Annotated in this window: 13 protein-coding genes; 3 read left to right on the forward strand and 10 right to left on the reverse strand. The window is 55.7% G+C overall.

Translation table 11 applies throughout. From position 1 onward, the window contains the following. The 5 genes from HP459_RS16175 to gmk form a co-directional block, all read right to left on the reverse strand. Positions 1–1,268, reverse strand: a 1,268-nt coding sequence (locus HP459_RS16175) for a DEAD/DEAH box helicase (protein ID WP_171936484.1), incomplete at its 3' end; no start/stop codon positions are given. Positions 1,269–1,271: 3 nt separating this feature from the next. After that, positions 1,272–1,961: a tRNA (guanosine(18)-2'-O)-methyltransferase TrmH gene (gene trmH, locus HP459_RS16180; protein ID WP_032622047.1), complete on the reverse strand. Its 690-nt coding sequence runs from the start codon at positions 1,959–1,961 to the stop codon at positions 1,272–1,274. A 4-nt stretch (positions 1,962–1,965) separates the two neighbouring features. Continuing rightward, positions 1,966–4,080, reverse strand: a complete 2,115-nt coding sequence (spoT, locus tag HP459_RS16185) for a bifunctional GTP diphosphokinase/guanosine-3',5'-bis pyrophosphate 3'-pyrophosphohydrolase (protein WP_022646616.1) — start codon at positions 4,078–4,080, stop codon at positions 1,966–1,968. Positions 4,081–4,099: 19 nt separating this feature from the next. Further along, positions 4,100–4,375, reverse strand: coding sequence for a DNA-directed RNA polymerase subunit omega (gene rpoZ / locus HP459_RS16190; RefSeq protein WP_000135058.1), 276 nt, complete (start codon positions 4,373–4,375; stop codon positions 4,100–4,102). 54 nt (positions 4,376–4,429) lie between these two features. Then, on the reverse strand, positions 4,430–5,053 hold the full coding sequence (gene gmk, locus HP459_RS16195) for a guanylate kinase (RefSeq protein ID WP_006177710.1): 624 nt from the start codon (positions 5,051–5,053) through the stop codon (positions 4,430–4,432). Between the two features lie 251 nt (positions 5,054–5,304). Between gmk and ligB the strand changes: the two genes are divergently transcribed. Beyond that, positions 5,305–6,975 (forward strand): NAD-dependent DNA ligase LigB, encoded by a 1,671-nt coding sequence (gene ligB / locus HP459_RS16200; protein ID WP_171936485.1) that lies wholly within the window; start codon positions 5,305–5,307, stop codon positions 6,973–6,975. Between the two features lie 2 nt (positions 6,976–6,977). Here the strand turns inward: ligB and HP459_RS16205 are convergent, their stop codons facing one another. Beyond that, positions 6,978–7,595 (reverse strand): trimeric intracellular cation channel family protein, encoded by a 618-nt coding sequence (locus HP459_RS16205; protein ID WP_023299016.1) that lies wholly within the window; start codon positions 7,593–7,595, stop codon positions 6,978–6,980. Between the two features lie 205 nt (positions 7,596–7,800). Beyond that, positions 7,801–8,664 (reverse strand): YicC/YloC family endoribonuclease, encoded by an 864-nt coding sequence (locus tag HP459_RS16210; protein ID WP_003860907.1) that lies wholly within the window; start codon positions 8,662–8,664, stop codon positions 7,801–7,803. A gap of 125 nt (positions 8,665–8,789) precedes the next feature. Here HP459_RS16210 and rph point away from each other — a divergent pair, with 125 nt between their 5' ends. Both rph and pyrE read left to right on the forward strand, forming a co-directional pair. After that, complete coding sequence (rph, locus tag HP459_RS16215) at positions 8,790–9,506, forward strand: ribonuclease PH (protein WP_015570044.1); 717 nt, start codon at positions 8,790–8,792, stop codon at positions 9,504–9,506. Between the two features lie 66 nt (positions 9,507–9,572). Next, positions 9,573–10,214 (forward strand): orotate phosphoribosyltransferase, encoded by a 642-nt coding sequence (gene pyrE / locus HP459_RS16220; protein WP_023305206.1) that lies wholly within the window; start codon positions 9,573–9,575, stop codon positions 10,212–10,214. 82 nt (positions 10,215–10,296) lie between these two features. On the opposite strand, the gene slmA is transcribed toward pyrE, so the two are convergent. The 3 genes from slmA to coaBC form a co-directional block, all read right to left on the reverse strand. Continuing rightward, a complete protein-coding gene (slmA, locus tag HP459_RS16225) occupies positions 10,297–10,893 on the reverse strand; it encodes a nucleoid occlusion factor SlmA (RefSeq protein ID WP_003860901.1) in 597 nt (198 codons plus the stop codon). 121 nt (positions 10,894–11,014) lie between these two features. Beyond that, positions 11,015–11,473, reverse strand: a complete 459-nt coding sequence (dut, locus tag HP459_RS16230; RefSeq protein WP_015570042.1) for a dUTP diphosphatase — start codon at positions 11,471–11,473, stop codon at positions 11,015–11,017. After that, the coding region (coaBC, locus tag HP459_RS16235) for a bifunctional phosphopantothenoylcysteine decarboxylase/phosphopantothenate--cysteine ligase CoaBC (RefSeq protein ID WP_171936486.1) at positions 11,451–12,038 on the reverse strand (588 nt) is incomplete at its 5' end. The genes coaBC and dut, both read right to left, overlap by 23 nt.

The following is a 12,038-nucleotide window of genomic DNA, read 5'->3' on the forward strand; positions in this document are numbered from 1 at the left end:
TGATGCGGGTGGAAGCCCTGTTGCAGACCTTTCTCCCACAGCGCCAGACGCTGATGAACACCAAAGCGGTGCTGTTCGTCGATAATGACCAGCGCCAGGCCGTTAAACTGCACCTGTTCCTGGAAAATGGCGTGCGTGCCGACAATCATCTGCACCTGCCCGCTGGCAATGGCTTCCTGCTGTGCAAGACGTGCTTTGCCCTTCTGCTTCCCGGCCAGCCAGCCCACTTCGATCCCCAGTGGGGCGAACCAGTTACGGAAATTGTTGGCGTGCTGCTCGGCCAGCAGTTCTGTCGGCGCCATCAGCGCCACCTGCTTGCCGTGGGCGATAGCGCGTAAAGCGGCCAGCGCGGCAACCAGCGTTTTCCCGGAACCCACGTCGCCCTGCACCAGGCGCATCATCGGCACATTCAGCGCCATATCGCGTTCGATCTCGGCGGTGACCCGCGCCTGGGCGCCGGTGGGTTTAAACGGCAGTGTGGCCAGCAGCTTATCTTTGAGCTCATCATGCGGGCCTAAAGGCTGAGCGTGGAAACGCTGCGCACCGGCGCGCAGTGCCAGCATGCTCAGGTTATGAGCCAGTAACTCCTCAAGGATAAGACGCCGTTGTGCGGGGTGTTTACCGCTTTCTAAGTCTATGAGCTGAAGCGTCGGCGGCGGACGGTGCAGGGTGCGCAACGCCTCCGGCAGGCTCATCATGCCCTGCGCCAGCTCCGGCGGCAGCAGCTCGTTAATGGCGCAGGTATCGAGCAGCTCCAGCGCCTGGTCGGTGAGCTTGCGCAGCGTGGCCTGCTTAATGCCTTCGGTGGTTGGATAGACCGGCGTGAGCGTCTCCTGTAGCTCAGGTGAGCTGAGATCGCCCTGCACGCGGTATTCCGGGTGGATCATCTCCGCGCCGTATTTGCCCCGTTTGGCTTCACCGTACGCAAGTACGCGTCGTCCAGTGGCAAGGCTGTTTTTCATCGCCGCATTGAAGTTGAAAAAGCGCATGGTGAGAATGCCGGTGCCGTCGCTGATCTGGCAGGTCATCATCCTGCGTCCGCCAAAGGTGATGTTGCAGTTCAGCACTTCCCCTTCAACGGTGGCGTAAATAGCGGGCAGCAGATCGCCAATTTTATAAAGCTGAGTACGGTCTTCGTAACGCAGGGGGAGGTGGAGCAGGAGATCCTGCACGGTGTGCAGGCCAATCTTCGCCAGTTTACTGCTTTGTGCCGCGCCCACGCCCGTCAGGCTGTTGAGCGGTATGGCGTCCAGCAGGCGGCCTTTCATGATTTATCCTGCGTACTGCATGGTGGACCACCACTCGGCATCGGCTTCAATTTCGCCCTGCGCGTTGACGTGGGGGTAAGGCAATTTCTTCTGCTTCGCAACGCGAGCCAGCACCGGATAGCCACCTTCAAACAGCAGGCGCTGCTGCTCCTCTTCCGGCAGCATGCTGTTGCTGCGCTCGTACATTCCGGCATTCTGACGCTGGCGCTGCGCTTCATACAGGATCAGCGCTGAGGCGACCGACACGTTGAGTGACTGGACCATGCCGATCATCGGAATGATGATGTCCCGGTCAGCCAAATCCAGTGCTTCCTGCGTGATCCCCGTTTTCTCCTGGCCCATTAAAATGCAGGTCGGACGGGTGTAATCGATCTCACGGAAATCCACGGCTTTAGCAGAGAGGTTGGTTGCCAGAACCTGCATGCCACGCCCTTTCAGGTGCGAGACCGCTTCACCAATAGTCTGGTGAGTTTTCACGGATACCCAGCTGTTGCTGCCTGCAGCGGTGGAGGCCATGGTACGCATACGTGCGCCTGGCCAGACGGCGTGGACTTCATGCACGCCGACGGCATCTGCGGTGCGGACGATAGCAGAGACGTTATGAGGTTTATGGACCTGCTCCATGCAGACCGTCAGGTCAGGCTGACGCCTGGCGAGCATTTCGCAGATTCGCTCGTAACGTGTTGAATTCATAATGCTAGTTTCGGTTACGGGTGACTTTAATGACATCCGGCATCACGCGGATCTTGCGCATAATATTGGCCAGATGTACGCGGTCACGGGCGGTCAGGCGAATAAAGGCGCTGTAAACGCGGCCATCTTTTTCTTCAGTATTCAGGCTCTGAATGTTTGACGAGGCCGTGTTGATCGCTGCCGTCAGGTTCGCCAGTGCACCCTGGTGGTTAAACATATCCACCTTGATTTCAGTGATAAATTCCTGCGCTGTCTCTTTATCCCATTCGACCGCCATGAACTTCTCAGGCTCTTTCTGATAGCCACGGATGTTACGGCAGGATTCGTGGTGGATCACCAGCCCTTTACCCGGGCTGACGTGCGCAATAATCGGGTCGCCCGGGATAGGGCGGCAGCATTTGGCGAAGGTGATGAGCACCCCGTCAGCGCCTTTGATTGGCAGGTGACCATGATTTTGCGCGTTAGCAGGAACGGCTGTCGTTTCGCCCTGTTGCAGGTTCTTCGCCACGACCACGCTCATGGCGTTTCCGAGGCCAATCTCTGCCAGCAGGTCATCCAGCGAGGCGAGCTTCATACGCTCCAGCTCATGCTGAATGTTTTCTGGTGGGATCTCTGCCAGTTTGCGGCTGCCACCCAGCGCGTGATTGAGCAGACGACGCCCGAGACTGACGGAGTCGTCGCGCTTGAGATTTTTCAGCAGCTGGCGGATTTTTGCGCGCGCTTTTGAGCTCACGACAAAGTTCAGCCAGGCGGCGTTAGGACGTGCGCCCGGCGCGGTAATAATTTCGACAGTCTGCCCGCTGAAGAGCGGCTGCGACAGCGGATAAGGCTGCCTGTCGACGCGGGCACCCACGCAGGCATGGCCGATATCGGTATGCACGGCGTAAGCGAAGTCGACCGGCGTCGCGCCCGCAGGCAGTTCGACAATGCGCCCTTCCGGCGTGAAAACGTAAATCTCATCCGGGAAGAGATCGGATTTAACGCTCTCGATAAATTCAAACGAGCTACCTGCACTCTGTTGCAGCTCCAGCAGGCTCTGCATCCAGCGCTGGGCGCGGATTTGCGCGGTGGTGCTGCTTTCGCCGCCGTGCTCTTTATAAGCCCAGTGCGCCGCGACACCCATTTCCGCCATCTGATCCATGTCTTCGGTACGAATTTGCACCTCAACCGGAACGCCGTGCGGGCCAATCATCGAGGTGTGCAAAGACTGGTATCCGTTCGCTTTTGGAATGGCGATGTAATCTTTGACGCGCCCCGGACGTGGCTTGTACAGGCTATGCATCTGCCCCAGCACGCGGTAGCAGGTGTCCGAGTCGTGGACGATGACGCGGAACGCGTAGATATCCATGATCGAGTGAAAACGCTGCTCTTTGAGCACCATTTTGCAGTAAATAGAGTACAAATGCTTTTCGCGACCGCTGACGCGGCATGGAATACCGGCTTCCTGCAAGCGCCCTTCGATTTCAGAGAGGATCTTTTGAATCATCTCTTTACGGTTACCGCGAGCGGCTTTCACCACCTCTTTAATCACGCGATAGCGGTTCGGGTATAACGCTTCAAAACCCAGCTCTTCCAGCTCGGTTTTAATGTGATGAATACCTAAACGGTGCGCCAGCGGACTGTAGATTTCGAGGGTTTCACGGGCGATGCGGCGACGTTTATCCGGGCGAAGTGAGCCCAGCGTGCGCATATTGTGGGTGCGGTCAGCAAGTTTGATGAGAATGACGCGGATATCCTGCACCATCGCCATGATCATCTTGCGAAAGTTTTCGGCCTGCGCCTCTTTCTTATCGCGGAATTTCAGCTTATCAAGCTTAGAGACCCCTTCCACCAGCTCGGCAACGCTTTTGCCAAACAGCTGCTCCATGTCCTGGTAGGTGGCAGGGGTATCTTCAATCACGTCATGCAGCAGGGCGGCCATGAGCGTTTCGTAGTCGAGTTTCATCTCGGCCAGAATACAGGCCACCGCTACCGGGTGCGTGATATAGGGTTCACCGCTTGAACGTGTCTGGCCCTCGTGAGCGTCACGTGCAACGAGATACGCCTGCTGAAGACGCTTAATCTGGTCTTCAGGCAGGTAGGTTTGAATCAGTTGATTCAGGCTTTCAAACAGATACAAGGGCGACCCGCAGGTTTAATTAACGACGACCTTCAGCAATGGCGGTTACGGCCTGCAGTTCTGCGGCTTCCTGCTCTTGCTGCTCCTGGCGCTCACGCACGTCGAGGATCTGGTTGTTGATCAGACCTTCTTCGATTTCGCGAAGTGCAATAACGGTGGTTTTATCGTTTTCTTCCGGTACCAGCGGATCTTTACCGCCTACCTGCATCTGACGAGCGCGACGCGCGGCGACCAGTACCAGGTCAAAACGGTTACCAATTTTCTCTACAGCGTCCTGAACAGTTACGCGTGCCATACTTAAAATGCTCCACAGGTGAAGAAATGACTGGGCATGATACTGAAAGTGGGTTCAGTCTGCCAACAGTTTGGTGATTAATGCGTCATGTCGCTGCTTCTGGCGGCTCATACGCAGACGTTCTGCGCGAAGGATAGTTTTGAGATCGCTCAGCGCGGCATCAAAATCATCATTCACAATAAGGTAATCATATTCCGCGTAATGGCTCATTTCTGCAACAGCCTGTGCCATACGCTTCGCGATAACTTCTTCGCTATCCTGGCCGCGACCACGCAGGCGACGATCCAGTTCATCTTTCGATGGCGGTAGAATAAAAATACTGCGCGAATCAGGCATTTTCTTACGAATTTGCTGCGCGCCCTGCCAGTCGATATCCAGGAACACGTTCACGCCGGTCGCCAGAACCTGCTCAATGGTTTCACGCGAAGTACCGTAGTAGTTACCGAATACTTCTGCGTGTTCAAGAAACGCGTCTCTGCCAATCATCGCTCTGAATTCGTCGTGATTCACAAAGAAATAGTGTTCACCGTGCACCTCACCCGGACGCGGTGCTCGCGTGGTGTGAGAAACAGAAACCTGTGTATCGTACAGCGGTTGGGTTTTTAACAGTGCCTGAATAAGGCTGGATTTACCCGCGCCACTAGGGGCAGAAACAATATAAAGCGTGCCTTGAGCCATGAGAGTCTTTTGTATGTGTTAACGAAGAAGTCCTACATACGGGCTTATTATACACGTCGCCGCTGTGTGACGTAGCCTTTGTCACACTTTTTCCCGTGGATGATTAAATTTTGCGTGCCGTTTTCAGGTTTTGTCTGCGGTTTGCAGCAACAAAAAGAAACGCTGGATAACGCCTCGTAAAGCGTAACGTTGCCATTCGCGTCGTTTTCAATACCGGGTTATACCTCCTCCAACGCAAAGGAGGGGTAATAATGTGGCGATGGATAAGCGGGTTTGCGCTGTTGTGGTGTAGCACCGGGTTAGCGGTATGCCCGGTATGGTCGCAGGCAAAAGCAGAAAAGGAAATTGTAGCGCTGAGCGCGCAGATCAAACGCTGGGACGATGCTTACTGGAAGCAGGGAGTCAGTGACGTTGATGACGGGGTGTACGATCAGCTTAACGCGCGGTTGAACCAGTGGCAGCGCTGCTTTGGTCATGTCTCTTCCGAAGAGAGACCGCCACCTCTGACAGGTAGTGTGACACACCCGGTTGCGCATACGGGCGTGCATAAGGTTGCCAGTAAAGCTGAGCTCAGCCAGTGGATGCGAGCCCGGCAACATCTCTGGATGCAGCCCAAAGTGGATGGCGTGGCTGTGACGCTGGTGTACCAGGGCGGGAAGCTTGTCCGGGCCATTAGCCGTGGCAACGGTGTGAAAGGTGAAGACTGGACGGCGCAGGTTCGATCAATCCCCTCTGTTCCGCAAAACCTGTCCGGCCCCCTGGCAAATAGCGTCTTACAGGGTGAACTGTTCTGGATTCATGAAAACCACATCCAGCGTCAGATGGGGGGGATGAACATGCGGGCAAAAGTGGCGGGCGCCATGATGCGTCATAACGATAGCGCACTTCTCAGGCAGCTCGGCGTGTTTATCTGGGCCTGGCCGGATGGACCTAAAGAGATGCAGGTATCTCTGGATGCGTTGTCAAAAGCCGGGTTCACCCTGACGGCGCGTTATACGCTGCCCGCCGCGTCTGTGAATGCGGTCGAAGCGCAGCGTTCAGCGTGGCATACAACAGCATTGCCCTTTGCCACGGACGGCATTGTGGTGCGTTCAGCAGATGAACCCGCGGGCGACGGTTGGTTACCCGGTGAAGGCCGTTGGGTTGTCGCATGGAAATATACGCCTGTCGCTCAGGTTGCTGAAGTGCGAGGGATACAGTTTGGCGTCGGGCGAACGGGCAAGGTGTCCGTTGTAGCCGAACTGGATCCAGTAAAGCTTGATGATAAACAGGTGCGGCGGGTGAGCCTGGGGTCGGTCACACGCTGGCAGTGGCTGGATATTGTTCCCGGCGATCAGGTTCTGATAAGCCTCGCCGGGCAGGGGATCCCCCGATTCGATCGAGTTGTCTGGCGGGGAGCGAACAGGGAAAAACCAGAACCTCCGGCCCTGCAGTACCACTCGCTGACCTGTTTTTATGCCTCACCAGCGTGTATGGAACAGTTCTTTGCCCGGTTGACGTGGCTTAGCTCAAAACAAGGGCTAGGGATCGAGGGGTTAGGCGAGGCGGGCTGGCGAACGCTTCATCAGACGCATCGTTTCGAGCATATTTTTTCGTGGTTAACACTGACGCAGGCGCAGCTACAGTCCACGCCTGGCTTTTCCGCCGGGCGCGGGTTATCGCTCTGGCATCGTTTTAATATTGTGCGCAAACAACCTTTTATTCGCTGGGTCACAGCGATGGGGATCCCGCTGACAAAAGCCACGCTGAATGCGGTTGGGGCGGCGTCGTGGCAGGCGCTGAATCAGCGGAGCGCCGCTGACTGGCAGGCTTTGCCGGGAACAGGTGAAGAGAAGGCGCAGCAGGTCGTTAACTGGCTGCATGCGCCTCCCGTTGATAGGCTGGCAAGGTGGCTGGCTGAGCAGCACATTAACGGGTTCTGACATTAATGCGCGTTGTGCTTGTAATGAAAAACGGGCAGGCCCAGCTTCAGGCGCAATGCCAGCATACGCGCGGTGAAACCAAACAGCAGCGTGGAGATAACCACCACATCGTGGTTGGTGACATAGTGCTGCAAGGCGACATAAAGCACTGCCGCGGCAAAGGAGATGCCGGCGTACAGTTCCTTCTGGAAAACCAGCGGGATACGTTTGCAGAACATATCGCGCAGCACCCCGCCAAACACGCCCGTGATCACCGCCGCAATGGTGGCGATAACCGGGCCTTCACCCATATCGAGAGCAATTTGTGCGCCAATGATGGAAAAAACAATCAGCCCAAGCGCATCCAGCACCAGGAACAAGCGGCGCAGATGAGGCATCACCGGGGCTACAATCGTGGTTAGCACGGCTGCCGTTGCCACGATAATGACGTACTCAGGGTTTTTAACCCAGCCGAGCGGATAATGGCCAAGCAGGATATCGCGCACGGACCCGCCGCCGAGCGCAGTGGCCGTGGCAATAATGATCACGCCGAAGGTGTCCATTCGGCGACGTCCGGCGGCAAGCGCGCCGGTCATGGCTTCAGCGGTAATGCCAATAAGATAGAGAATGTGAAGCAGCATAAACCCTCCGGAATGAAGTGGAGGAGGTTAGCGATTTGTGCGCAAGATCACGATTGAGATTTTCTAAGGCGAGGGGATTTTCCCTACACAAATTTATCAACGCATGGCAGACGGGCTTGTGATAAGGCGGGAGACAAAGAAAGTAAGGATAAATATGGATTAGAAAAAGTAATGGGTGATGTGCCAGACACCACCCTGAAAGGTATTACTCGATATTCTGGATCTGCTCGCGCATCTGCTCAATCAGGACCTTCAGTTCAATTGCTGAATTGGTCACCTCTGCATTGATAGACTTAGACGCCAGCGTGTTCGACTCGCGGTTGAACTCCTGCATCATAAAGTCGAGACGGCGGCCTACCGCTTCTTTCTTCTTCAGGATGTTATAGGTCTCTTTAACGTGCGCTTCCAGACGATCCAGCTCTTCAGCCACGTCTACACGCTGCGCCATCAGCACCAGCTCTTGTTCCAGACGGTTGTTTTCCAGCTGAACTTCCGCCTCTTCCAGTTTGGCGACAAGACGCTCACGCTGCCATTGCAGCACTTCTGGCATATGCGCGCGCACTTTAGCCACTTCGGCGCTCACGCCTTCAAGGCGTTGCTCAATCATCGCTTTCAGCGCCTGGCCTTCGGTTTCGCGGGCAACGATAAAGTCATCCAGCGTGCCGTCGAGTGCAGCCAGGATTTCAGCGGTAATCGCGTCCAGATCCTGCTCTCCGGCGGCCATCACGCCAGGCCAGCGCAGAATATCAACCGGGTTGATCTCGCCTTCATCGCTTTGCATTTTGACCCAGTTCGCCGCATTAACCAGCTGTTTTGCCAGCTTTTCGTTCAGGATCAGTTCGCCCTGTGCACTGGCATCGGGCTCAAAACGCAGGTTACATTCCACTTTCCCGCGGGTCAGACGCGTACGGATACGCTCACGCACCACAGGCTCCAGGCTGCGGAACTGTTCCGGCATACGGAAATATGTTTCCAGATAGCGCTGGTTTACCGAGCGCATTTCCCAGGTAGCGCTACCCCAGCTACCCTTGATTTCACGCCGGGCGTAGGCGGTCATACTGCGGATCATAGACATTCCCGTTTTTAAAGGAGAGATGGGGGGATTATAGCTTTCAGGGGCTTCTCAGGATAGGAATAAGCGTCCTTTATCCGTATAATGCGCAGCCACATTCGTTTCAAGCCGGAGAATCCATCATGCGTCCAGCAGGTCGTAGCGCCAACCAGGTGCGTCCCGTCACCCTGACCCGTAACTATACAAAACACGCTGAAGGCTCCGTGCTGGTTGAGTTTGGTGACACCAAAGTGCTTTGCACCGCGTCCATCGAAGAGGGCGTGCCTCGCTTCCTGAAAGGTCAGGGGCAGGGGTGGATCACCGCGGAATACGGTATGTTGCCGCGCGCAACCCATACCCGTAATGCCCGTGAAGCGGCAAAAGGTAAGCAGGGCGGCCGTACTATGGAGATCCAGCGCCTGATCGCACGTGCGCTCCGCGCCGCGGTTGACTTAAAAACGCTGGGTGAGTTCACCATCACGCTGGACTGCGACGTGATCCAGGCCGATGGCGGCACGCGTACGGCCTCCATTACCGGTGCCTGTGTGGCGCTGGCAGATGCGCTGAACAAGCTGGTTGCCGCCGGTAAGCTGAAAACCAACCCAATGAAAGGGATGGTTGCTGCTGTCTCCGTTGGTATTGTTAACGGCGAAGCGCTTTGCGATCTGGAATACGTTGAAGATTCTGCCGCAGAAACCGACATGAACGTGGTGATGACCGAAGATGGTCGCATCATTGAAGTGCAGGGCACGGCAGAAGGCGAGCCATTCACTCACGAAGAACTGCTCACCTTGCTGGCATTGGCCCGAGGGGGTATTGAATCTATTGTAGCGACGCAGAAAGCGGCGTTAGAAAATTGATTTTAAGGCGACCAATGAGTCGCCTTTTTTTTGCCTGTAAGACTGAAAAGACAAAGGAGCAAATCCATGAAATCGTATCAGCGCCAGTTTATTGAGTTTGCGCTTAACAAGCAGGTACTTAAGTTTGGCGAGTTCACGCTGAAATCCGGGCGTAAAAGCCCGTATTTCTTCAACGCCGGGCTGTTTAATACCGGGCGCGACCTGGCACTGTTAGGCCGCTTCTATGCCGAAGCGCTGGTAGATTCCGGGATTGATTTCGATCTGCTGTTTGGCCCCGCGTACAAAGGCATTCCAATTGCAACCACCACGGCGGTGGCGCTGGCGGAGCACCATGACCGCGACGTACCGTACTGCTTTAACCGTAAAGAGGCCAAAACCCACGGTGAAGGCGGCAATCTGGTAGGCAGTGCGTTGCAGGGCCGCGTGATGCTGGTGGATGACGTGATCACCGCAGGCACCGCGATCCGTGAATCGATGGAAATTATCCAGGCTAACGGTGCAACGCTTGCGGGTGTGCTGATTTCGCTTGATCGTCAGGAACGCGGGCGTGGCGACATCTCTGCTATTCAGGAAGTGGAACGCGATTATGGCTGCAAAGTGATCTCTATCATCACGCTGACAGACCTGATTGCATATCTGGAAGAGAAGCCTGAGATGGCGGATCACCTGGCGGCGGTAAAAGCGTATCGCGAAGAGTTCGGGGTTTAATTGCGTTGCCCGGTGGCGCTACGCTTACCGGGCCTACCTGTTCGTAGGCCGGATAAGGCGAAGCCGCCATCCGGCGATGGCGTTACTGTAATTGTGCTGCCACTAACGGCCAGCGGGCGTCAAAATCGTCCGTTGGTCGATATTTAAACTCGCTGCGCACAAACCGGGAGAGCATCCCTTCGCAAAATGCCAGGATCTGGCTTGCCAGCAGCGTCTCATCCGTATTATATCCCTCGCCTTCCCGCATTTTCTTCTCGCGCAGAACCTGACGAAGCTGGGCTTCGATACGCTCAAAAAGCTGGTTTATACGGCCTTGCAGACGATCCTGTTCAAACATCAGCGCGTGGCCGGTAAGAATACGGGTCAGACCCGGGTTACGTTCACCAAAGCCCAGAATCAGCAGCACAATCAGACGCAGACGCGTGCTGGTGTCTTTTTCATCCTTCAGAATCAGGTTGATACGCGTGATCAGGCTATCTTCGATAAACTCGATCAGGCTGTCGAACATCCGGGTTTTGCTCGGGAAATGACGATACAGCGCCGCCTCTGACACGCCCACAGAGGCCGCCAGCTTGGCGGTGGTGATGCGTTGACTGCCGTCGCTGGACTCAAGCATCAGAGCCAGAGATTGAAGTATTTCTTCGCGACGATTCCTTTTCGCGGTTTGTTTTTCTGCCATGTTACAAAATACCCCTGAAAATAAGCACTTGTCAGGCTGGCAACCACACAGCGACCCGCAAACTGACGTTTGCGGTTTGTTATTGCATTATGGCGCTGTGAGATGCGTGTTTGTCGGGCGGTTATTTGCGCCCGGAATGGCCGAAGCCGCCTTCGCCACGGTCGGTAGCGTCGAAGTCTGCCACCAGGTTAAATTCTGCCTGCACCACCGGTACAAACACCATCTGCGCGATACGCTCGCCCGGTTCAATGGTGAAGCTGTCCTGGCCACGGTTCCAGACGGAAACCATCAGCTGACCCTGATAGTCAGAGTCGATCAGGCCGACCAGGTTACCCAGCACGACGCCATGCTTATGGCCCAGGCCAGAGCGCGGCAGGATCACCGCTGCCAGTGACGGGTCAGCAATGTGAATCGCCAGCCCGGTCGGGATCAGGGTCGTTGCACCCGGCGCCAGTTCTACGGCGTCATCGAGACAGGCGCGCAGGTCAAGACCGGCAGAGCCGGAGGTGGCATACGTTGGCAGCGGAAATTGCTCGCCAACGCGCGGGTCCAGAATCTTAACGTCGATTTTTTTCATCATAACGGGTAACGATCTCGTCCAGTAATTGTTGGCCCAGGAGTTCTTTGCGCTCAAGCGGTAAGACTTTATCTCCATCCTGCCAGAAAAGGTGCAATGCGTTGCTGTCGCTGTTAAATCCTTGCGTGGACAGCGATACGTCGTTCGCGCAAATCAAATCGAGGTTTTTGCGGGTACGTTTTTGCCGGGCATATTCTTCCACATTATTCGTTTCTGCGGCAAACCCAACAACGTAAGGACGATGAGTTTTCAATGCGGCGACACCGGCAACGATATCCGGGTTCTTCACCATTTTTATTGTTAATTCATCACCTTGCTTTTTAATTTTGGCGTCGGCAATGGTTTCGGCGCGGTAATCAGCGACGGCCGCACAGCCGATAAAAATATGCTGTTGTTGAGCATGCGCCTGTACGGCGGCTTCCATTTCCAGCGCGGTAGTTACATCAATACGCCGCACAAACGCAGGGGTGGTAAGCGACACCGGGCCGCTCACCAGCGTCACGTTCGCGCCTCGTTTGGCTGCCGCGGCAGCAATCGCAAAGCCCATTTTGCCGGAGCTGTGGTTGGT

It is taken from the genome of Enterobacter sp. CM29, from assembly GCF_013179605.1.
Classification (GTDB): Bacteria; Pseudomonadota; Gammaproteobacteria; order Enterobacterales; family Enterobacteriaceae; genus Enterobacter; species Enterobacter intestinihominis.